Here is a 21576-nt window from a genome sequence, read left to right as displayed (position 1 = left end):
CAAATGGCGAGGACGGTAACGGTGAGGTCGAGGCCAAAGTCAAAGCCGAAGTCGCAAACCTCTGCGCCAGATTCCCTATCTATCCAAACTTGTAAGAATTCAGTCATCCAAGAAACAAAACGGCGCCAATCCGGCGCCGTTTTTTTGTGGTCAGATAAGCCCCTGCCACAACATGAAGATCAGCAACAAAGCAGAAAAGGCCAACAGGTTAAAAGTCAGCCCGCCCAGCATTCCCAGAAACCACCCCATCCGCCGATCCGCCAAATTGATGCCCCCCAGATGTTTTTGAACCTCTTCCGAGGCCTGGATCAGTTTTGGATTGTCCAGCACAAGTCGCAGTTTTGGATGGGCCGCCATCTGCTCTGCTTGAGCCAGGACCATTGCCTGTTTGTATATCCGGCGCGGCAGTTGCCTTTTGGCCTTTTTGACCGAGGCGGTCAGCGTTTTGTCGCGCACACCCAACTTGTCACGCAACAGCTGTATGGTCTGCGCAATTTGGGTTTGTATATCTGTGTCTTGCGGCATGCTGCGGCCTCCTGAGCTGACAGTTTACCCATGTGGAATAGGAGCCACAATGGGGCTGGCCGTTTCAGATTGCGGCGGGTATCACGGCTATATGCTGAACACGATCATACATGGTGAACCTACCGACAAGCCCCCTTTGCTGATCGCCCATGGCCTATATGGCTCGGCCCGGAACTGGGGGGTCATCGCCCGCCGGCTATCTGACGAGCGGCAAGTTGTGGCGGTTGATATGCGCAACCACGCAAACAGCATGTGGACGCATGACCATGGGTATTCCGATCTGGCGAATGATCTGGCCGAAGTTATCGACCAGTTCGGCGGACAGGCAGATGTCGTCGGACATTCGATGGGCGGCAAGGCATCCATGACTTTAGCCCTGCTGCACAGCGCAAAGCTGCGCAAACTGGTGGTGGCAGACATCGCCCCGGTGGCCTATAGCCACAGTCAGATTCAGTTTATTGAAGCAATGCGCGCGGTGGACCTTTCCCGGGTCGAGCGTCGCTCGGACGCTGAACAACAACTGGCCGACAACGGAGTCGAAAAAGCCCTTCAGAGCTTTTTCACGCAGTCACTCGACATCAACGGACAGCGTTGGCTTTTGAACCTGGATACTTTGGCCTCTGAAATGCCCAAGATCATGGGCTTTCCTGAAATAGACGCATCCTGGGGTGGTCAAACACTGTTTTTGTCCGGGGGGGAGTCCGACTATGTGCTGCCTGAACATCGCTCAGTGATCCGCGGAATGTTCCCTTCGGCACGTTTTGCAAAAATACCTGGTGCAGGACATTGGTTGCATGCGGAAAAACCGCGTGAGTTCGAGGCCGCCGTCAGGACGTTCCTCAACGCCTGACCTGACCTTTCGACCGATCACAGCTCGGGTTCTGGCGTTTCCTATTGGCTAGGCGACTTCGCCCCCGCCATTCACCCAATCGACCAAGCCACCCAGGTTATAGACCTGCTCATACCCCATGTCCTGCAACAGCTTTCCCGCAAGGGCAGCGCGGCCACCCGAGGCACAATACAAGACAATTGGGCGATCTTTGCGAAGCTCTGGATCATGTGATTGCAGAGTGTCATCGGCCCGAAATTCCAACATACCGCGCGGGATATGATGTGACCCCGAAGCACGCCCTGTCTGCTGCAATTCCGCTGCATCGCGGATGTCCAGAAGCAGGCCACCTCGCTCCAGGATCTCGACCGCTTTGGCTCTCTGGATTCGCTCGACGGTGGAGTTCGCAGCTTCCATCATTTGTTTTACGGTCAACGGCATATGGTGTCTCCTGAAGAATTTTACGGGATGCTAACATGCAGGAACTGGAAGGTGTAGCCTGACAGGCCCTCACCTTAGGCTGGATAGATATTGGACATTTAATGCACGACACCGATTTTTGCGCTGGACCAATCCCGGTATTCAATTCCCGCCGAACCCGAACCAAAGCAAATCGGGAGAGGTTCCGCTGCATCGAGACTTGAAAATCAATCAGGGTGTTAGAGGTGGTGCGGGCGGTGGGACTCGAACCCACACGGGCATACGCCCTTCAGATTTTAAGTCTGATATGTCTACCATTCCATCACGCCCGCACAGCGCGTTGGGCCAGTTTTTAGGCTGAAAGCACCAGTAAGGCCATAAGGCTATGAACACAATGCGTTTCGCCGATGCAACCTGCGGAAATTCAATCGCCGCCTTTGACCACCACCCCATTTACGCAGGCCATCAGAAAAAGTCCTCGGAGAAACTCTTCGTTGCGCAAAGCGCCTGCGCTGTCCCAAACATTGTGACTTTAGCAAAATCAAGGAACAGAAGGAATCTTAGAGTGAAATGGTGCCCCCACACGGACTCGAACCGCGGACCTACTGATTACAAATCAGCCACCAACATTTATTCAACAAGTGCATGTTGGTGCGGTTAACGTATAAAAACAATGCTTTATGCTATTTTTCAAACACTAATCAGTCGGTTGATTGTGTATGTTAATCCGTCTAAGTGTTGTTCAGCGTTTGAAAAAGCGTTTGAAAAATGACGGAGACCGCCAATGACTACCGCCATCAATCTCGACAGCGTGCCGAAGGTGCGCAAGGCAGCAGCAGCCAAACCCGACGTAGGCACGACTTGGTATTCACACGACGGAGACAAATACCCTTGCCTCTATCTCGGCGTCGGCAAGCGTGCGGCATCGTGGTATTTCAAAGGACGTTTAAACGGGCGATCCCAACAAAAGGCGCTCAAGGCGACCTTCCCCGAAACGACTGCTGCACAAGCCTTCGAGAAGATTGCAACTCTGACTGAGTATCACACAGGTGTCGCATCCTCGGACATTCGCACAGTACGCGACGCTTGGCAGCATCATTGCGCGACGCGGCAGTCGGAGGGCAAAATGTCGGACAGGCACAAAAAAGACATGACGACGAAGCTCGACCGATGGGTGCCTGAGATCATGGAATCATCACCGACCGACGTTTCAACGATCATGATCCAAAGCGCAGTCAACTCCATCGACACAGGGCGTGGGGACAATTCTGCGGCCACCAAGCGGCATGTTCGCGTGGCGTTGTCGTCAGCGTTCAAACGCCTTCCCGGCAAGAACCCTGTTGAAAACGTGACTGTCCCCGACGCGAATGAACAACCCCCGATTTGGTATGACCTATGCGACGACAACCGCGATCTCGAACGAGAAGACCTTTCGACCGTTTGGGGCGCGGTATGGGAGAAACGGAAGCAAAATGTGATTATGGGAACGGCTTGGGTGGTCATGTTCTTCACAGGCATTCGCTCCGAAAACGTCTGCTCGCTTCGTTGGGAACACGACGGCAAACACGGCTTCGTTGACCTGCAACGCCGTGAGCTTGTGTTTCCCAAACTGAAGTCAGGCATCCGAAACCACGTCATTCCTATTGGGGCAAGCGTTACCGAAGCGTTGCAGGCAATACGCCTAACTGACAGTGATTGGGTCTTCCCCGCTTCATCCGCAACAGGATACGTTGGGGGCGGGCATGGCCTTGATACCCTCAAAGCCAAGATCGGCGAACAACGCGTCCCTGTCATTCGGGCGAAAGACACGCGGAAGTTTTTCCAAGAGGCGTGCAACGAGGCGCTGTTGGGTGACCACATCATGCACTACCTGCGCGGAGACAAGTCATCCTCCGGGGATGGAAAAATGCTCTCGAAGTACACAACCCGCGTCGGCAAGAGCGCGCCTGACATGATTGAAACGGTATTCTTCGAACGCATTAAGGTAGAACCTGCTTTCGGCGTTGTATGAATTTGTGTCTGACACTACGTTGGAGATGCACATACCCGTCGTGAGACGTGTTGCCGTTCAGGCAGTGCACAGCATAGCCGAGCAGCGCCACGTTGGAAGCGGGCTCAATGGTGAAGGCCCCGCCCCAACGAGTATCAACAGAGGGATCTGTCTGTCTTGTTAAGGACTGACGAAAGGATCTGTTGATATGGATTCCAATAATATACCTGCCGAGCGAGGCGGCGACAAACTCACGCTAACCTACCTCAATCATCGTATTGAGGCATTGTGCGGTCATATACGTGACCTTGAACTAATGGCCGAACTCCCAAAACTCATGACGCCGAAACAGGTGTGCGACTTCGTTGGTATTTCGGAATCGAAATTCTACGAATGGAAACGTGACGGCGACGTGCCGCCTGCGATCTATTGGAGCGAGCGCACTGTGCGCTATGATCGCGACGATGTGATTGCTTGGGCAGAGTCGCACAAAGTAGGAGGGGCAGGATAAGACCTGCCCCTCACTGATCGCGTGCCGATATGGATAAAGCAGTGTGCGCTATAACTCGTTTATAGACGGCGATGCGACGACGCGCGACCAGTGAAGCAGGTCCATCCTGAGATTGGTATGGACAACAAATCAGCATTAAAACAGATTGTCGAATTGGCCGGCTGCGGCTATTCGGAATTGGAACGGAACGACGGCAAGAAAGCCTATTACGCCAAAGACGGCGAGATTACAGACAACGTGATCCGCGCCCACCTTGATGGTTCGCAGCCCATCGGGATCAACATGAATGTCGGGGACGACAAATCCCACTTCGCCGTGTTCGATCTCGATGATCACAATGGGCAGTACGAAGCGGGCACTATGCGCAAACGATTGGGTTTCGTCGCAGCGGCCTTGCACAGCCTAAACATTCCCTATTTTGCCGTTCGTTCAGGCGGCGGGCGAGGCTATCATTTGTGGGTCACGTTCGAGAATGCTGCTCGTATGGACACGATCCGCGCGCGGATGCGCGACGTGCTCGACACCGCGAATGATGTTCTCAGTCAATCGCCTTGGGATCACGAAAAGTTCGTGCCTGACGATGGGCAGGGTAAAGGTATGTTCCATGACACCGAAGTGGTGTTCAGGCGGTCAGGTCGGCCCGATAAGTCAGACACAACCAAGATAGAACATCACATCGAATTGCTTCCGAAGGGCGGGAAACGCCCTGTGGTGGCATTGCCCCTCGCGCTCGAAAGCATCGTCCTCACGCCCACAGAAATTGATGAAACGGGCGCAATGCAGTTCGACGAGGGCGGCGAGATTGTTTTGCAAAAGGCAAAGCCTCGTAAGACGGGTCCAAAGAGCGGTCAGCGAACGAAAGCGGTCGATGTGGATGCGGCGTTGCGGGCTTTCACGAAGGCGCGGCCAGGTGGCGGCTACAAATCGTGGAGCGATGCGGGGTTCAACATCTTCGGCGCGTTCGGCGAAGATGGGTATGAACATTGGCTGACCTACTCGAAACAAACGGATGGCTTTGAGTCCGAAAGCGATGTGCGAAGTAAATGGTCAGACATCGCCAAGGCAGGCAAATGTGGTCCCGAACCGTTTTGGGCTTATGCTCGGGCGGGCGGCTACGCGGGCGGTCTGCCTGATGGCGTGCAGATTGGTAACAAAGGCGAACAGACCAAGTTGATCCTCGACGACGTTGTGGGATCACTCAAACTATTCCGCGACCCTGACGGCACGGCATATGCGCGCGTTGGTCCACGCCGCATCATGCGGATTGACTCGATCGAGTTCGCAGATTGGTTGCGCCGAACAGCCTATTCAAGCGGCGTGACCGCAAGCCAAGAGCAGATCAACCTCGTCGTGGGCATAGCGCGGGCACACGCCTATGAGACGGTTGAAGACGTACATCTACGGGTCGCACGGCAAGACAACCGCATCTACGTCGATCTTTGCGATGCAGATGACCGCGTGCTGATCATCTCGGCCGATGGCGTTGAGTTGATTGACGGTGACGAAGAGTGCCCTGTTGTATTCCGCCGCTCTCGCCAATTGCCAATCGAGTTGGGGGATGGGTCGGGATCGCTCGACGACATCCGCGCAATGGTCAACATGGACGATGACCAATTCATCGTTTTCATGGCCTGTGCCGTGAAGATGTTCTTTCCCGATACCCCTTCGCCCATCGTCAACCTGATTGGTGAATATGGGTCGGCCAAAACATCGACGACACGGATGCTGCGGACTTTGATTGACCCTGTGTCCGCCATGGTCGCACCGGGTAGTGACAAAGTGGACGATGTGCTTGTGCGGGCTTGGCACAATTACGTGCTGACACTCGAAAACATGTCTGACCTGACCAAACTGTCGGACACGCTTTGCGGCATCACCACGGGCATGGGTTTTGAGGTGCGGCAGTTGTTCACCAATGGCGACCTATTTTCGATTTGGGTTAGACGCCCCGTGATCGTCAACGGTATCGACCCGTCAAAATATGCGGCGGACCTGATCTCGCGGATGGTTGAGATCGAGTTGGAAAAGCCTGAAAAGCGAATGCTTGAATCTGAGTTCGAGCAGCAGCTTGCTGAATCCGCACCGCGAATGTTCATCGGCGCGGTCGCACTCGTCATGGAAGTGTTGAAGGTGTTACCGCAAATCGACGCCCACGCTTTTGCGGACAATGTGCGGTTGGCCGAGTTCGGTGCAATTGGCGAGGCGACAGCGCGGGTCATGGGGAGGGATGAGGGGTGGTTCATCGAAAAGATGGTCGAGGCTCAGGACATTGCACAGGACGAGGCGGCGGATGACTCTGCGACCATGCAGGCGTTGGAGTCATTCCAAGAACCTGTTGCGCGGCGCGGTGAGTTTTGGGGCACGCCTCAAGAATTGCTGATCGAGTTGCAGCAGTCGGCTGAGATCATTGGGTTGAACCCATCGCGACTGCCCATGACAGCAGCGACGCTCAGTCGAGAATTGAACCAACTCAAGCCATCTCTGAGGAAGCGGGGTTGGGAGATCGACAAGAAGTCACGGAAGTGGCGGCTTGTTCCGCCGCCTGAGATTTCGGCGGATGAAATCGCTGCAATGTGATCGAGATCGGCGACACTTCGGTGTCGCCTTTTTTCGGTTTGTGCAGGCATTACAGGGAATGCATGGGATTTTGCCTTAAGAGGTTTGTTTATTGGTTGGTTGGTGGATGTTGACCGACCAACCAACTAATTTTTCCCACTATAAGTAAGCGCATGTAATCCCTGCATTGCCTGTAATCTCGACGGGAGGTGCCTGTGTTTCCCTGCCTACCTCCTCCCGCATTCTCCGCGTTCTTGTTGTGAGCAAGTCGCAACTACGGCCTGAAACCCCGACCTACTGACAATCAATCATCCGCCGACGCGGAAAATACCATTGTTTCGTCAAGCGGTTACTTGCTTCGTTATACGCTTTTCAAACGTGCTTTCAAACGCGCCGCGAAAAAGACCTCAAAAACCCGTCACCAAGGCTGACATATTCATGGCGTCCCCGCGTATTGCGCCACCTAAATCTCCCAACTCACCACCTCATTCCACAGACCAATGCCCCAACAGCGGATGATACGCATTTCGTGCTGGGTCTGCGCGCATCGGGAATGGCCTAGCATCGGCTATCCCGACTGCCGCGATGAACCCGGTGCGCGCCATAATTCGAAGGACGACCACAATGACCATCACTGCGACCATTGACGAGCATGAAGCTGTCACGCTCACCTACACCCGCATGAACACCACGTCGAACCTCGGCGTGCCCGATGCGGCTGATTTTGCCAGCGACCTCAAATCAACGTTCAACCCCGATCAGGGCAACATCTACCGCGACGCCTACAACGTCTTGGTGCAGCCCGAAGGCGTGACCGTCGAGGTGCATCCCCATTCGTTCCCGATCCCGTGGCAACACATTGCCTCCGTGGTCGATCAGCTGCGCGCCTGACATGCCGGACACGGTGCGACCCCTATGGCGTGAACTGCCCCTGACACGCGGCACGCTGCATGACCGCGGCCTGCGCGTCCACGGCGTGTGGACGATGCATATTGGCCTCGACACCCCACCGCGCGTCTATGTTGATTGGCAGGAGGCCCCCAACAAGCACGAGATCGACGTTGCCGAACACCTCGTTGTTGCCCGCAAAATCGTCCATATCGAACCCGGCAGCAGAAAGCCGTGGATGGAATGACGGGCACGGCTGAGGGTGCGTTCGTCGCGGCCATCATCTCGCAAGCCTACTCCGACATGCTTGGGCCAAATGATGACCACGCATACGCGGCGATAACGTTCCTGACCGCCCCCAATGGCCGACACGCCCGATGGCGCGGTGAACTGTTCGGTCTTTTGGGACTCGACGGTGACATTGCCGCCCAACGCATCGTCGAAGGCCTTGAAGGCAACGCCGATCTACACCCCTTCACTCTCGAAACCAGCGAGCAACACGCCGTGCAGGTCGATCTTGCTCGCAAGCGTTGGCAACACCTTAAATACCCCCACACTCTACCTGCTTCTTCGGTGTAACCAACTCCCACCATTGCATAAATTCATGTCATGCGCGGCGCGTCATGTCCTTACCAAGCAATTGCAGGCGTGGCTCCCCAGCCGCGTCTGCTTTGGTTTTGAAAGGACACAAAATGGCAACCGACACCGACGCTGCAATTCAGGCGCTGATCAAACAAGTGGAATCGCTGACCACCGAAATTTCTGGAATCAAGAAGCACAACGAACGCTTGCTTGATGAAAAGAAAGACATGAAACGCGCCCTCGCGGCTGATCCCGACGCAAAGGCGAAAATGGCAGCGGCAGGCTTTGAGCAAATCAATGGCGATTGGTATCCGAAAGGAACGCAACCGACACACCGCCTCACGCGCGAAGAAGCACGCGACCCGCAAAAGTATCGTGCGGCCAAAGCGGCAGCAGCGAAAGCGGGCGTCCAATTGCAAATTGTCGATCCCACGGAACCTGACGACACGCACCGACGCGCAAGCCGTTCGGAAATCGACGCCTCGCTGAAAACCACCCTGATCCGCGACGACGACCAAAAAATCGCCTACATGCGCCGCGATGTGATGGCATCAGACGCGCGTCAATACCGCCAACTTCGAGCAAATGGCATGACCGTGCAGCAGTGGAGCAACGCCGACGATCTCCCGCAGCACATGCAAACCAAACTCGCGCTGATGGAGAAATCCAATGACGCCTGAGGACCGTGCAACCATCGAATGGGCCTATCGTGTCGTCCTTGGGTTTTCGGCGGAAGATGAAGTGATCGTGCTCCGCGATCTGACTGTGATCACTCAGCACGATCACGAAACACTAAACCCGTCAGGCAGCAGTCAGGACGCCCTGATTGTCGCGCTCGCGCAGACGATGAAACTCCGCATCCGAGGGTTGCAGTTTGGCGAGTTGCGCCGCGATCTCGTCGCGGCTGGTATGCGGGAACAGGTGGCAGATCGCGTTCATGATCATTTGAAAGACGTCTCCGTTGAAGAGTGGAACCGCTTGAAGCAGCGGATTGCTTGGTACCGCGACGATAAGTGCTCGCCCATCACCGCCTCAACCACGCCTTCGGGAGGCGATTGAACAATGGCAGGTAACAAAGGCAGCGGTCGGCCAAACACGATCAACACGCACCCCGAGAAGAAGACGATCATTAAGCAGATCGTGCTTGGGGAACACGGCCTGCCGGGCGGCATGTCAAAGGCACAGGTCGCAAAACGTGTTGGGATGCACGCGGATTCTGTTTCGCGGTATCGCAAAGAACACATCACCGAGGAAATGGTGCGTTCGATCTTGGCGGAGGCGCACACCGCGCCCATGGACGAGGCGACGCGGGTTCTCAATGACGAGCGAATGGACGTTGCGCGCACCTATGACAGCCTTGCGCGCCGCGTCGAAAAACTGATCACGAAAGCCGAGGAAGCAGGCGACGATGGCTTTGCTTTGGCCGCGATGGACGGCTTGCGCAAGGTGCTCCGCGACATTGCGACAATGCACGGGAAGATGGCGACCAACCTGACAGTCACGCAATCACTCGCTACCTCGCCTGAATGGGTGACACTCAAATCCGTGTTGCAGGCTGTTTGCGACGAGGTGCCCGCCGCCCGTGAACCGCTGCTGCGGCACATGCGCCACAATGTTCTCAGCGTCACAAAAGAGGGGTCGGTGCTATGAAGTCGCCCCATTCAGAATTCCTCGGATGGGATCACTACGCGCGCGAATATGCGAGGCGGCTTGAAGCAGCCAACGCGGTCGGTCATCCCGAATGGGTTGAACTACCTGCGTCCCGTCGTGAGGCAAAAGGGGCGGGCATGTATTTCACAGGCAAGCCATGCAAGAACGGCCACATCTCCCCGCGTTATTCGATGGGTTGTTGCCGCGCCTGTCAGATGGGGCAGTAACATGCCCTTTGATGCCCTCATACCGTGGTGCGCAGAGCTTGAACGCTCGCTCGATCCTGCCGCGCGTCTACGCCATTGGATCGGCCATGAGCCTGATCCTTGGCAGATCGACGCATTTACCACGCAGGCAACGGAGGTCGCCCTGCGCGTTGGCCGTCAGGCGGGCAAGACGTCTGTTCTCGCCGCCCGCTCGGTCGAGGAATTGCACATCCCGGAATCCTTGACCATCTGCGTTGCGCCTGCGGAACGACAAGCGAAGATCATCGCGCGAGAAATCGGGCGACAGTTGAAGCGCACCGAATTGGTCATTACCCGCTCGACTCTCACCGAACTCGAAATGTCGAACGGTGCGCGCGTCGTCGCGCTGCCGTCTACGTCGGACACCATTCGCGGTTATCCTTCGGTGTCGTGTCTGATCATTGACGAATGCGCATTCTTGCAAGGCGAAGGTGGCGGGGAAGACCTGATTGCGGGTGTCTTGCCGATGCTGACGGAAAAAGGGCAAGTCTACTTCTCGTCAACTCCTGCCGGCAAAAACAACTATTTCGCTCGATTGTTCCTCGACGCAAAGCCGGGTGATGGTGTTCACCGCATCGTCGTCAAAGGCACGGACATCCCGCGATTGAAAGACAAAGTGGAACGGATGCGTCGCACGTTGTCCGCGACCAAATTCCGCCAAGAGATCGAATGCGAACTGCTCTCGGATGGCACCAGCTATTTCGACCTCTCAATCATCGAAAAAGCAACAAGCACGGAGGGCGCGATATGTCCCAAGATGTGAACTACGAAACCGCACTCAATCTTGTCTATCTGCCTGACGGGCGCGTGGTCAACGAAACGAACCAAGACCCCGCGATAGAACGCGTCACAGGGCATCAAAATTACTGGGTTGCGGCTGATCTCGGACAAGCAAATGATTTTACGGCTGTGACAGTAATTAAAGATGAGGCGTTGCCCATCGTTGACGGCTCGAAAGTGATCGTTGGGCCACGCCACCGTTCCATCGTTTACGCCGACCGCTTCCGTGGCGTGTCCTATGTGGACGTCGTTGACTACCTGATCCGCCTGCGCAACGCGCCGCCTTTCGGGGGCAAGTCGGAATTGGTTTTAGATGGAACGAGCCTCGGCAGGGTCGTCTCTGACATGCTCTGGGATCAATCAGTCGATCACCATGCGGTGCAAATGACGGGCGGGCAGTCTTGGCGCAAGGAAAGCTCGCGGTACGTCAACGCAGGGAAGACATTCATGATCGAAAACCTCTCCGTTTTGTTTGCCTCGGGTGATCTCAAATTTGCGCACGACCTGCCGCTGCGCGACGAGATCGCATCCGACCTGGCTTCCTTCTCCTTGCAGACAACGGCAGCAGGAAACCAGATCATCACGCAGTCAAGGTCAGCGGGCGGTCATGGGGATTTGGGGATTGCGGTCATCGTCGGCGCGTTCGCGTCGCAATACCTGCGCCCGAAGATGGTCACGACGCACACGCTGCGCGGGTGGTATTGACGATTGTCGAGAAGTGAAGCCGATCCTGCACCAAGCAGGTTTTAGCCTCACGATCATCGCTCTTAACAAACAACTCATCCCGCCACACAGTATTCGTGGCAGAAAGCTGGTTAGGATATACCGGAACGAAATTTCACCGTAAGGTTCAGGAAACAACTCCGTCAATAAGTTTGCTGGCCTTGGCACCTTGGAGAATATCACTCGGGCCACGCGATTTCACACCTAGGATATTCAGCGCGTATCTTGCCCTTGAGGAGGCGACGTAGAGCCTATTGTGCGCGGAGTAGGACGCAAAGCTGCGCGAATTTGAGTCTGCTGTTTCACCCTCATGCGGAACACGACCTTTATCCACCCCGACGATAACGACAACATTGAACTCAAGCCCTCCAACGAAATCGGCATGACCAAGCACTAAGTGCCCTGACCTTTCAGCTTGTTTTACCCTAACAAAGTCTCCCCTTCGCTCAAGATACGTGACCGGCTTGTTGTTGTTGCTTGCGTATTCACGAAGGTCTTTTAGAACATCGTCGCACAAGCTGGTAATAAGCACTTGGGATCGACTAGATTCAGTTTTCGAAAGAAGTTCCTCTGCCCTCTTGAAAGCACCTTCAATCATCGTATTGTCATTTGGAAACTCTATATAATCAACAGGTTGAGACTTTCTTTCATCTTCCGCAGTAAAGACGCTTTGCGACTCCAAAAGTGTATTTTCGAAATTAGTGAACAGCATAGCTCCGGAGGCCAAGACAGATTGGCAAAACTCGCGTATTTGAGGGGAGTTTCTGAAAACTGCGGTGACAATGGTACTATTCTCACCCTTTGAATCGTCTTGACCAAATAGGTCTGAGAATTTGGAAATATCGTTCCAACCCCGATCTCCGACACCTTGTGCTTGATCCACTGTGAACGAAATTGGAAGCGCCGCAGTGTCTCGGGTAAAATGATGGAAAACATGAAGCTCGTTAATGTTGAAAAGATGCGTTTCATCCACCGCTATGAAATCATATCCATCACGCGACCTTCGTCTACGCCAGATAGGTGTGTCAAGTTGGCCGGTGGCAGAAATGACAACGTCATCCGTATCAAACTGACTAGAGGATTCGAGTTGCTCTTGGTAACGCTGGTACACGCGAAATGCCAAACCTTTGTCAGCATCGTTGGAAACGGGTAAGCCATATTCAAGTGCTGGGCAATTCTTGTATACGTCGAAAGAGTCTCCAGCCCGGCCCTTAATAAGGACGCTTATTTCGTGCTGAAATAGCGATGAAAGTTCCTCAGCTTCCGTGCTTTCGAACGCAGTTTTGAAGCCTCTACTTAGGTGTGGTTTGAACGAGGGAAGGTCTTCGCTTTTCACCACCTCAATCGCTTGGTCTATGTACATCTGCTGCAAAAGCTTGGAGTCTTGGGCATCGCGGTCAATGAACTCCGACTCGCTAATAGACTGACGCAGTACATCAGCGCACAATGAAGCCAATGTCTCGACCGACAAGGCGACCGCATCGACCTTTCGGCTGCGGCTCTGAAAATCACAAGGGTCGATGACCGACAATGTGTCTTGAATGGCTGCTCTTGTCGCTTCGCTGTGCGTGATCAAGAGCGCGTGGCATGTCGTCTTTTTCCGCTCCGCATCCAAAAGCGTTCGGACTGTCCTGAGTATGAGCGAAAGCGTCTTGCCCGTTCCTGCAGGCCCTTGCAAACGGTGAGGCGTGCTTGAGTCTGAGAAAACAAAATCTCTCTGTTTTGCTGTAAGATGTGGAATCCACTCTTTGAAAGGTAGGTGGGCCGGCCTAGGCGTGCTAACTTCCGATCCTAGATCGGTTGAAGCCACTTGCTCATTTGGCCTAACACTACTTAGGTCCTTATCAATCTTTGCCGCAGAGGCATAGATATTCGGCAATCGCTCAAAAACTAGTCGAAAATTTGTCTCGTTGGCTTCTTCCGTAGCGGAATCGGCACCATCCCAACCAGTCTTGTAGACGAGTAAGAAGTGCCCATTCATGTCGCGCTTTTGAAGCCGGACTTTCCAAGGCTCTCGTTCAATCGCAATGCGATAGGGCTTTGTCGAATACGGAAGCGGGAATATTACCGCCTTCGACGTTCCACTAATGATTTTTTCCGCTCTATTTAGTACACCACCCGACCAAAACTTCGCGCAAAAACGAAGTAGCTTTTGAAAGGATTGGAGGGTCTCCCCTGACCTCAATCCGGTGAAAAGGGAAGATTGATCGCAGTCAATCACCAAGTATCGTTTTCTTTTCCAAGGGCCGCTGGTAGTGAGGAAAACACCCTCCTCGTCTTGAATCAGAACAACATTTCGTAGCTTCGCGACAAACCGCACTTTGCCCGACAGTGCATTTACCAAGCGGTCGCCTTCCTCAAAATCAATTGACTGGTATTCCTTTCCAGAAATTAGCTCCGCAACGGCACCGTCATCAATGCAAATATACTTCATTTAATCTTTCTCCGCATGAGTCAGGCAAGAATCAACAATTTTGCCAATCACGGTTTCAATTGGGTCAGCGACGCCAATTCTCCCAAACAAGTTGCTGAACGATTGCATGATATGTTCAATAGTTGGGGAACCGATTTCAATCAGCGGCATTGCTAGCCCACCTTCGGGTATCTGTAATTGCGAGCCAAATTGACTATTGTTGCATTGTTTGGCGTAAGTCGATTGATCGAGGCCCTTCCCTAGCTTGTCTGCGACGGGGCGTGGGATTGTTGATACTTCCCGCAATAAGCAAACATAGCCTTTGTGTTCTGTTGTGTCCGGCTCCAGCGCCTCAAGAAAATAGTGCCCGAGAACCGCATGGCGACTTAGGCGACGCACCAACTCGCCTACTTGCTTTCCACGCTCTCGGGTAAACCACTCGAAAATGTCACCACCTCCGTCGGCTGCCACAAGTAAAGAAAACTTCTCCATTTCATCAACCAAATCATGAAATTTTTTTGCCGCGGTTTTTTTTGCCTTCGATCCTTCATCCTTTTGAAAGTGGGTCTCCGCGATTTCTCGATGCGGAACCGCCTGTAGTAGGGCTTCCGACACCTGCGCCTGTTTGAGCATCCTTACCAACTGCCCACGCTGATCGTTCAATTCTTGGTCAACCAAAATATCCAGACCGTCCCTTCGAACCCAATCTTGAAGCTCAACGACTGGAACGTAGTTGAGAACAGGGAACTTTCGTTGCGCAAAATCACACCGAGCCGTAATGGCCAATCCATGCACTTCACAACCGTTATATCGAGAAGCACTGGCACAAGAAAAAACTGTGCCCTGTGTTAAGTCGCCATACTTGGCTTGCTTCAAATGAGGGCGTATTTCAGTCAAAGGAATCAACCATGTGTTCAAATTCTGTTAGCCTAGATGACCAACTTAGCACGGCGCTTGCAAGTGTAGGTTTAGGAAGGTGCGAGGAAACTCGCGTGTTGAATCATTTGGCTTGAACCAAGACTCTTCGAAGCGTTTGCCACAGGCCAAAGGATTAGGCCACGATAGGAACCTAATCAGACTTGATTCCAAGATACTGAATTGCAGCGTCGCTATTGCCGCGCCCCGCGATAACGTTTGCAACACGTCGTAGGTTCCGCTGCGTCACGACCGCACGGGTTTGAGAGTCAGCTGGCCCCTCGGCCACTGTCCCGTGCAGGTAGACTTGGTAATATCGCGTATCATCCTCCAACCGCATTTTTGAAAGAAACGGTTTGATTTGCGAGAAGAACAGGATGGTTTCACTTGGTTGGTCGGGGCATTCCGAGAACAGTTTCCAGAGGTTAGATTCTTCAAGTACACCGTCTGCTGTGTCCCACTCGATCTTGTTCATGGCGAGGCTCTCGGACTGGCGGCCACAGCCATCAAACGTAGCGGGCGGGCGCGAGTTTTGAAGTCGAGTCGGTAAGTCTTGAACGCAGCTCTGACCTTTTCGGTGATGCAAGCTACGATCTCATCGGCGTATGGACGTTCGGGTGCCGCCACAGCCCGCAGACGTTTTATAGTTACATAGACAAACTTGTCGTCCGCCTTGGTCTCAGAAATTTCCCAATCATCTCCAAGTTGGTCTGACAGCGTGTCATGTGCATCCTTGATTTCCTGCTCTTTAGCCGGAGCGTCGGCCGCGCTGAAGGCACGCCATTCATTTGAGATCAATTCACGGCAGGCAGGAAGCAAAACGTCTTCTATTTTACCGGTGTCAAGGAAGTGATGAACCGCTTTTTCAACCTCAACTTTATGAGCCTTTAGGCGTTCGATTTTGGCGCGGATCAAATTTAGGCGCTCTAGCGCTTTCCGTTCCTTTTCTTCCTCATCGCGAAGCTCCTGTTCGGCCTCTTGAACCGCTGCCCCGAACGGGTCGTCGAATGCGGTGTTGTGCTCACCGGCTAGCAATCGTTCCAATTGCGCCGTGGTGGCTACGCTTTCGGGGTGATACAGAAATCCATCGCGCAGATCAGTCATTTTCGCCCTCCTCGAAATCCGGAAGGTCAGACCCAGTTGTAAGCTCGACGAGCATTCCACGTCCATGCTGGTGACGGAAGCAAACTGGACTGGTAGCAAAGTTGATCTCTGATGCAATTTTGATCATGCCAAGGAACGCTTGGCGATCAAAGCGCATCACGCGGTCAGCGTTGTTCTCGAAGGGAGTGGTGAAAACTGAAGTCCACGTTTCTCCGTCGCTGCTCATCCGTGACAGAATTGCTCGCTCGTTTAGGAAGATGTCCTTGGCCATTTTTGGACCACCGTGCATCCGGCGTATTTCGCGTTTCACGGCATCAGTGATTGCAACGCTATCGTTGAACCGCAGAAAGCGGTCGAAAGCGTCGTTTGCCGCGCGTTCATGCGTTTCGGAAGACAGGTAGACGCAAGAAGCGCCCGATCCTCCGAAGTAGAATTGTTGCCCATCCTCCCAATGGAAGTGGAACATTTTGGAATCAAAAATGACCTCAACAGGAGGTGTTTCGAAGGCTTCTAGAATTCGAATCTCATTGGGTCCAAGACAAGCGTTAGGAAGGTCCGTGCTGCCAATATCGTAGTCGATAACCAAGTTATTCGTCACGATGTAGAGCTTGCCACTTAGTATGTGAACAAAATTCTCAATCATCTTGCAGCGGCGTTTGACGAAAGGTCGCAGAAAGGCAAGCCCATCAACGAAGTCAACAGGCAGAGCGTAGCGTTCACCATCGACCGAAAGGGGCGATAACGGCTGGCTGTAGGGCCGGGTATCTGTGAACGTCTGCAACATGAGTGGGGCGATGTAAGTCTCTGGTGGAAATGAATTTGTTTCCCAACCGTTAACCAAACATTCTTACCAAAGCGTTAACAGAATCAATGCACGGTGAAACCAATGTGTGTTTGAAAAACGTTTGAAAAACACAGCACATCAAGATTGCTGCGCTTCGATTTATCTTTCAATTTCAATGATTTAAATGGTGCCCCCACACGGACTCGAACCGCGGACCTACTGATTACAAATCAGTTGCTCTACCAGCTGAGCTATAGGGGCACTTGGTGTCGATTAATGCCTCTCGTTACGGACTTCAAGACAGAATTTTGCCGCCGCTTAACGATTTTCTGTATTCATGGCACTGGGTCTGGCCCAGAGATTTTACTCCGCCTGGTTTGACTGTGCGGAGTACAGCCTGTAACCCAGCAGATAATATGCACGAACGCGAGGGTAAAAACCGAATATGCAGGTTGCAATCCACGCAGGTGCTGCGTTCACCGATGAAGGTCTCATATTGCGGTCCCTTCAACGCAACACCGGCGCGTTGCATCAAAATGGTGCGTCCGTATTTGGCCCGCGCCGTTATCGGCAAATTTTCGAACCCGCCTTTGCTGCCATTGAAAACCAGGATGAAATCGGTGCCGCAATGGAAATGCTTCGGGCTGGGTTGCGATCGGCTCCGAAGGTCGATCGTTTGATTTACTCATGCGCCAGCTTTGCAGGCGATGTTGGAAATGCGCTGGACGACGGGCAGCTATACCCAAATGCGGGACGCCGAATGGAGTTGCTTGAAAAGTCCTTTCCTGACCACGAAATTGAGCTTTGTATGGGTTTTTTAAGCCCTGGCAGATTTATTCCCAAAGCTTTGATGTCGCTACCTGAACAGAGTCGCCTCGACAAAATGCGAAGTACCGATATCAGCTGCCTCAGCTGGATCAGCATGGTCGAGGACATCAGAGATCTTGCGCCCAATGTCAAAATCACACTCTGGAGCAACGAGGACGCACCACTGATCTGGGGAGATATAGTCCGTGCAATCGCGGCCCTTCCCTCGGACAACACGCTGGTTGATGAGTTTGATTTACTGCTGTCACTTCTAGACGATTCAGGCAAATCCAAAGGTCTGGCATTGATTGATCAAAGCCTGGAACAGGACGAACATTTGCGTGACGACCTTGCCACGGTTTTGGAGGAACACGCCAAAACCGAGCTCACAACAGAAGAGCTTGATCTGCCAGATTGGAGCATGGAAATCGTCGACGCGTTTGCAGAATTATATGCGCAGGACATGGACCGACTTGAGTCCATGCCCGGAGTGCAGGTTCTAAAACCTTGAGTCTATAGCGGGAAAGCAGCCGTTACATTCCCAACGCTTCCTTGTACATTTCCAACACCGCCTCTTCCTCGGCGATGTCGTCTTTGTCACGTTTGCGCAATGCGATCACTTTCCGCATGACCTTGGTGTCGTAGCCCCGCGCTTTTGCCTCGGCCATCACTTCTTTTTGTTGCTCCGCCAAATCTTTCTTTTCCGCATCCAGACGCTCGATCCGTTCGATGAACTGGCGCAACTCACCCGCGGTTACACGGTAATTCGCGGCGGCCTGATCTTCGGTATTCTCTTCCATCTAAGTCTCTCCCAGAGGCTGGTTTGTCATGCTGAAAAGGTGGGCAACAAGCGGGATACATCGGTGCGAGCCAAGCCGCAAGCATGCAAAAAACCAGTCTCGCTTGTGCGGGCCAGCGCGATCAGTTAAGCGCTCATGTCAGACGCTGAAAAATGGAAAACGATGTTCGAATTCATCACCTGGGGCGGTGCCGCCCTGTCACTTATCGGCCTGGCTGGGCTGGTTTGGTGCATTCTGCATGTCATGAAAGCCCGCAAATCCGGCCTGTCTGACGATGAACTGCGCGCCGTTGTTCAACGGGTGCTGCCCTGGAACATGGGCGCGCTCTTTTTGTCGGTGATAGGTCTTATGCTGGTTATACTTGGAATCTCGTTCGGTTGACTGCGGCCATCAAACCGGCAGATTGTCGAAACGCGCTTCCATAACGTCCTCGCACAGGGCCGCATCCAGGCGACGCAGGCGCGCAGGAACCTCAACACCCTGCAGACGCATCTTCTCGATGACCTTTGTGACACTGGGCTGAAGGGCAAGGCGGGTATCAACACTGGCGCCCTTCAGTTTTTTCTCAAGTTGTTCGGCTTCGGAATACAAATCGATTCTCGGCATATCCATCCTCCCAAATGTCATCAGTTACCTATAATTTAGTAACGGTTTTAAGACTTGCATCACTCTGTTATTCTATCGCGCGAATATTCGCCCGACCGCCCCCTAATATCGGCGCGCTTTCGCAGGATGCCAGAATTTTAGCCCAACTTTGCCGCTTCTGCCTTGACCGGCATCAAATCACCAAATGTTGATTGCTTCACATTCCGTTATTAATATATGACTAAGACCTAACCGGCGGAGGAAACCATGACGCCCAAAGTGAAAGCATTTTTTGACGCCGAGACATTCACGGTGTCTTATCTGGTTCAGGATCCTGAAGGCGATGCCTGCGCGATCATAGATAGTGTTCTGGATTTCGATCACGCATCCGGCCGGACCAATACGCGATCTGCGGATGAGATCATCAGATATGTCCAATCCAATTCGTTGCGAACCGAATGGATTCTGGAAAGCCATGTCCATGCCGACCACCTTTCAGCAGCCCCCTATTTGCAGCAGAAACTCGGAGGCAAGATTGGCATCGGTGATCAAATCGTCGCCATCCAGGAAACTTTCGGGAAAATTTTCAACGAGGGTACCGAGTTTCAGCGCGATGGTAGCCAGTTCGACGCCTTGTTCCGCGACGGCGACGGATTTCATGTCGGTCAAATGAGAGGTGACGTCTTGCACACCCCCGGCCATACGCCCGCCTGCATGACCTATGTCATCGGCGACGCGGCATTTGTCGGAGACACGCTGTTCATGCCGGATTTTGGCACTGCGCGATGCGACTTTCCCGGCGGATCGTCCGGAGATTTGTACAACTCGATCCAGAGGATCCTTTCACTGCCGGATGCGACACGCATCTTTGTCGGGCATGACTACAAAGCTCCTGGGCGGGACGAGTTTGCGTGGGAAACAACTGTTGAAGAGCAAAAATCCTTGAACGTGCATATCGGGCAAGGTCGACCTATCGAGGAATTCGTTGAAATGCGCGACGCCCGCGATGCCACTTTGGCCATGCCGCGGCTGATCCTGCCCTCTTTACAAGTCAATATGCGGGCGGGTCAGATGCCGCCTGAGGATGAGAATGGCGACGTGTTCCTGAAACTACCAGTGAACAAACTTTAGACGGCTAGAGCCGAACTTCTTGGGGGAACAAATCAGTGTATTCAGAATGGATATGGGGACTGGTAGGCGGCCTGTTGATTGGTCTTGGCGCAGCAGTTTACCTGCTTGGAAACGGTCGTGTAATGGGGGCGAGCGGTATCCTGGGAGGGCTTGTCGATCGCTCTGACCGCTCGGCCGAGCGGCTGTATTTCCTCGCTGGGATGATTGGGACGCCGTTGATGCTAAGCCTGTTTTTGTCGCCGGGGCCGCAGACAAACCTGACCTCGAATTTGACGGTTGTGATCGGGGCTGGGCTGCTTGTCGGTATCGGGACACGAATTGCCAACGGGTGCACCTCTGGACATGGGGTGTGCGGCATTTCCCGGTTTTCGGTGCGCGGGATCGTGGCAACGATCCTTTACATTGCGGCCGGGGCAGTGACGCTGGCCTTGTTTCGCCATGTCTGGGGGTTGATCTGATGCGCAATCTGATATCGCTTCTTTCGGGCTCTTTGTTCGGAGCAGGCCTGTTGATTTCCGGCATGACTGACACAACCAAGGTGCAGGGGTGGCTGGATATTTTCGGCAACTGGGATCCGACACTCGCATTTGTGATGGGGGGAGCCATTGTGCCCATGATGATCGCATGGAGGCTGGTTCCAGATCGCAAACCGCTGTCGGGTGGGAATTTCCCGACAATGGTGCAGCATGAACTGGATCGCCGCCTTATCATCGGATCGGTCATGTTTGGCATGGGATGGGGATTAGCGGGACTGTGCCCCGGTCCAGCCATCGCGTCTCTTACGTATGGCGGAACCGGAGGCGTTGTGTTTCTGATTTCCATGCTCGCAGGGATGTATGCCGCTCCTGCCGTAGGTGCAAAACTGGACAGAACCGTAAACGCGACCTAAGCAGTAGCCATGGAGATTCGACCGATAACCCCCCGCTATGCCGTCTCGCCGCAAATTTCGGTCGAGGATGTTCCCACTATTGTCGAGGCAGGCTTTGTCAAAGTGATCTGCAACCGGCCGAACAGCGAAGTTCCCGAGGATCTCCAGTCAGATGCTATCGGACAGGCCGTGCGTGCTGCCGGGTTGGAATACGAAGTGCTAGAGCTGACGCATCAGACCATGACGCCCGAAAACGTCTCCTTGCAACGTGACCTGGCAGAATCCTGTGCCGGTCCGGTTCTCGCATATTGTGCATCGGGCACGCGTTGTTCTGTGATCTGGGCATTGGGGCAGTGCGAAAGCATGAGCACCGAAGACATCCTTCAGGCGACGACCAAGGCAGGCTATGCGTTGGACAACCTGCGTCCAACCTTGGAAGAAATACGCAGATCAGTGACTTGAGCCGTCTG

General features: G+C 53.7%; 28 protein-coding genes and 3 tRNA genes. 19 read left to right on the top strand and 12 right to left on the bottom strand.

Annotation, left to right across the window (positions count from 1 at the left end):
• Window positions 1–150 precede the first annotated feature (150 nt).
• Entirely contained in the window at window positions 151–525 is a 375-nt protein-coding gene (locus FN806_RS14040; protein WP_142638198.1) for a hypothetical protein, read from the bottom strand.
• Window positions 526–616: 91 nt separating this feature from the next.
• Here FN806_RS14040 and FN806_RS14035 point away from each other — a divergent pair, with 91 nt between their 5' ends.
• Window positions 617–1375 carry an alpha/beta fold hydrolase gene (locus tag FN806_RS14035; RefSeq protein ID WP_142638214.1) on the top strand — a complete coding sequence of 253 codons (759 nt, stop codon included), beginning with the start codon at window positions 617–619 and terminating at the stop codon, window positions 1373–1375.
• Between the two features lie 48 nt (window positions 1376–1423).
• On the opposite strand, the gene FN806_RS14030 is transcribed toward FN806_RS14035, so the two are convergent.
• The 3 genes from FN806_RS14030 to FN806_RS14020 all read right to left on the bottom strand — a co-directional run bounded on the left by FN806_RS14030 (window position 1424) and on the right by FN806_RS14020 (window position 2419).
• The gene (locus tag FN806_RS14030; RefSeq protein WP_142638196.1) at window positions 1424–1795 is read right to left on the bottom strand and encodes a rhodanese-like domain-containing protein; all 372 of its coding nucleotides are present in this window, start codon (window positions 1793–1795) and stop codon (window positions 1424–1426) included.
• A gap of 225 nt (window positions 1796–2020) precedes the next feature.
• A tRNA-Leu gene (locus FN806_RS14025) sits at window positions 2021–2106 on the bottom strand.
• Between the two features lie 239 nt (window positions 2107–2345).
• Window positions 2346–2419 (bottom strand) — tRNA-Ser (locus tag FN806_RS14020).
• Window positions 2420–2558: 139 nt separating this feature from the next.
• Here FN806_RS14020 and FN806_RS14015 point away from each other — a divergent pair.
• The 12 genes from FN806_RS14015 (at window position 2559) to FN806_RS13960 (ending at window position 11681) form a co-directional block, all read left to right on the top strand.
• On the top strand, window positions 2559–3785 hold the full coding sequence (locus FN806_RS14015; protein ID WP_142638194.1) for a tyrosine-type recombinase/integrase: 1227 nt from the start codon (window positions 2559–2561) through the stop codon (window positions 3783–3785).
• 187 nt (window positions 3786–3972) lie between these two features.
• Window positions 3973–4275, top strand: a complete 303-nt coding sequence (locus tag FN806_RS14010) for a helix-turn-helix transcriptional regulator (RefSeq protein WP_142638192.1) — start codon at window positions 3973–3975, stop codon at window positions 4273–4275.
• Window positions 4276–4392: 117 nt separating this feature from the next.
• Window positions 4393–6852, top strand: a complete 2460-nt coding sequence (locus tag FN806_RS14005; protein WP_142638190.1) for a TOTE conflict system archaeo-eukaryotic primase domain-containing protein — start codon at window positions 4393–4395, stop codon at window positions 6850–6852.
• 603 nt (window positions 6853–7455) lie between these two features.
• On the top strand, window positions 7456–7722 hold the full coding sequence (locus FN806_RS14000) for a hypothetical protein (protein ID WP_142638188.1): 267 nt from the start codon (window positions 7456–7458) through the stop codon (window positions 7720–7722).
• A gap of 13 nt (window positions 7723–7735) precedes the next feature.
• Window positions 7736–7966 carry a hypothetical protein gene (locus FN806_RS13995; RefSeq protein ID WP_142638186.1) on the top strand — a complete coding sequence of 77 codons (231 nt, stop codon included), beginning with the start codon at window positions 7736–7738 and terminating at the stop codon, window positions 7964–7966.
• Window positions 7954–8298, top strand: coding sequence for a hypothetical protein (locus tag FN806_RS13990; protein ID WP_142638184.1), 345 nt, complete (start codon window positions 7954–7956; stop codon window positions 8296–8298). Before FN806_RS13995 ends, FN806_RS13990 begins: the two co-directional genes overlap by 13 nt.
• Before the next feature lie 113 nt (window positions 8299–8411).
• Window positions 8412–8981, top strand: a complete 570-nt coding sequence (locus tag FN806_RS13985; protein WP_142638182.1) for a hypothetical protein — start codon at window positions 8412–8414, stop codon at window positions 8979–8981.
• Window positions 8971–9360, top strand: a complete 390-nt coding sequence (locus FN806_RS13980; RefSeq protein ID WP_142638180.1) for a hypothetical protein — start codon at window positions 8971–8973, stop codon at window positions 9358–9360. The genes FN806_RS13985 and FN806_RS13980 overlap by 11 nt, the downstream gene beginning before the upstream one ends.
• Window positions 9361–9363: 3 nt before the next feature.
• Window positions 9364–9951, top strand: coding sequence for a hypothetical protein (locus FN806_RS13975; protein ID WP_142638178.1), 588 nt, complete (start codon window positions 9364–9366; stop codon window positions 9949–9951).
• Window positions 9948–10178, top strand: a complete 231-nt coding sequence (locus FN806_RS13970) for a hypothetical protein (protein WP_142638176.1) — start codon at window positions 9948–9950, stop codon at window positions 10176–10178. Before FN806_RS13975 ends, FN806_RS13970 begins: the two co-directional genes overlap by 4 nt.
• A 1-nt stretch (window position 10179) precedes the next feature.
• A complete protein-coding gene (locus FN806_RS13965) occupies window positions 10180–10959 on the top strand; it encodes a terminase large subunit domain-containing protein (RefSeq protein ID WP_142638174.1) in 780 nt (259 codons plus the stop codon).
• Window positions 10944–11681, top strand: a complete 738-nt coding sequence (locus FN806_RS13960) for a hypothetical protein (protein WP_142638172.1) — start codon at window positions 10944–10946, stop codon at window positions 11679–11681. The genes FN806_RS13965 and FN806_RS13960 overlap by 16 nt, the downstream gene beginning before the upstream one ends.
• 145 nt (window positions 11682–11826) lie before the next feature.
• Here FN806_RS13960 and FN806_RS13955 read toward each other — a convergent pair whose 3' ends face one another.
• The 6 genes from FN806_RS13955 to FN806_RS13930 all read right to left on the bottom strand — a co-directional run bounded on the left by FN806_RS13955 (window position 11827) and on the right by FN806_RS13930 (window position 17176).
• Complete coding sequence (locus FN806_RS13955; protein WP_142638170.1) at window positions 11827–14133, bottom strand: UvrD-helicase domain-containing protein; 2307 nt, start codon at window positions 14131–14133, stop codon at window positions 11827–11829.
• Window positions 14134–15030, bottom strand: coding sequence for a hypothetical protein (locus FN806_RS13950; protein ID WP_221929489.1), 897 nt, complete (start codon window positions 15028–15030; stop codon window positions 14134–14136).
• Window positions 15031–15181: 151 nt separating this feature from the next.
• Window positions 15182–15502 (bottom strand): hypothetical protein, encoded by a 321-nt coding sequence (locus FN806_RS13945; protein ID WP_142638166.1) that lies wholly within the window; start codon window positions 15500–15502, stop codon window positions 15182–15184.
• Complete coding sequence (locus FN806_RS13940; protein ID WP_142638163.1) at window positions 15499–16131, bottom strand: hypothetical protein; 633 nt, start codon at window positions 16129–16131, stop codon at window positions 15499–15501. Before FN806_RS13940 ends, FN806_RS13945 begins: the two co-directional genes overlap by 4 nt.
• Window positions 16124–16915: a hypothetical protein gene (locus FN806_RS13935; RefSeq protein WP_142638161.1), complete on the bottom strand. Its 792-nt coding sequence runs from the start codon at window positions 16913–16915 to the stop codon at window positions 16124–16126. Before FN806_RS13935 ends, FN806_RS13940 begins: the two co-directional genes overlap by 8 nt.
• Window positions 16916–17100: 185 nt before the next feature.
• Window positions 17101–17176, bottom strand: a tRNA-Thr gene (locus FN806_RS13930).
• Between the two features lie 499 nt (window positions 17177–17675).
• Here FN806_RS13930 and FN806_RS20680 point away from each other — a divergent pair.
• Complete coding sequence (locus FN806_RS20680; RefSeq protein WP_246097250.1) at window positions 17676–18233, top strand: hypothetical protein; 558 nt, start codon at window positions 17676–17678, stop codon at window positions 18231–18233.
• A 22-nt stretch (window positions 18234–18255) separates the two neighbouring features.
• Here the strand turns inward: FN806_RS20680 and FN806_RS13920 are convergent, their stop codons facing one another.
• Window positions 18256–18522, bottom strand: a complete 267-nt coding sequence (locus FN806_RS13920) for a DUF2312 domain-containing protein (protein WP_142638157.1) — start codon at window positions 18520–18522, stop codon at window positions 18256–18258.
• A 162-nt stretch (window positions 18523–18684) separates the two neighbouring features.
• Between FN806_RS13920 and FN806_RS13915 the strand changes: the two genes are divergently transcribed.
• Entirely contained in the window at window positions 18685–18903 is a 219-nt protein-coding gene (locus tag FN806_RS13915; protein WP_142638212.1) for a carboxymuconolactone decarboxylase family protein, read from the top strand.
• A gap of 9 nt (window positions 18904–18912) precedes the next feature.
• On the opposite strand, the gene FN806_RS13910 is transcribed toward FN806_RS13915, so the two are convergent.
• The gene (locus tag FN806_RS13910) at window positions 18913–19128 is read right to left on the bottom strand and encodes a hypothetical protein (RefSeq protein WP_142638155.1); all 216 of its coding nucleotides are present in this window, start codon (window positions 19126–19128) and stop codon (window positions 18913–18915) included.
• A 246-nt stretch (window positions 19129–19374) separates the two neighbouring features.
• Here FN806_RS13910 and FN806_RS13905 point away from each other — a divergent pair, with 246 nt between their 5' ends.
• The 4 genes from FN806_RS13905 to FN806_RS13890 are packed head-to-tail and all read left to right on the top strand — an operon-like array spanning window position 19375 to window position 21568.
• Window positions 19375–20238, top strand: a complete 864-nt coding sequence (locus FN806_RS13905) for an MBL fold metallo-hydrolase (protein ID WP_142638153.1) — start codon at window positions 19375–19377, stop codon at window positions 20236–20238.
• Between the two features lie 35 nt (window positions 20239–20273).
• Complete coding sequence (locus FN806_RS13900; protein ID WP_142638151.1) at window positions 20274–20696, top strand: YeeE/YedE family protein; 423 nt, start codon at window positions 20274–20276, stop codon at window positions 20694–20696.
• Window positions 20696–21127, top strand: coding sequence for a DUF6691 family protein (locus FN806_RS13895; RefSeq protein WP_142638149.1), 432 nt, complete (start codon window positions 20696–20698; stop codon window positions 21125–21127). The genes FN806_RS13900 and FN806_RS13895 overlap by 1 nt, the downstream gene beginning before the upstream one ends.
• 9 nt (window positions 21128–21136) lie before the next feature.
• A complete protein-coding gene (locus FN806_RS13890; RefSeq protein WP_142638147.1) occupies window positions 21137–21568 on the top strand; it encodes a protein tyrosine phosphatase family protein in 432 nt (143 codons plus the stop codon).
• The last annotated feature ends 8 nt before the right edge of the window (window positions 21569–21576 follow it).

The organism is Ruegeria faecimaris (genome assembly GCF_900182615.1).
GTDB classification, from domain to species: Bacteria; Pseudomonadota; Alphaproteobacteria; order Rhodobacterales; family Rhodobacteraceae; genus Ruegeria; species Ruegeria faecimaris.
Note: the sequence above shows the minus strand (reverse complement) of the source record. Positions and strands in the feature narration are given on the sequence as shown.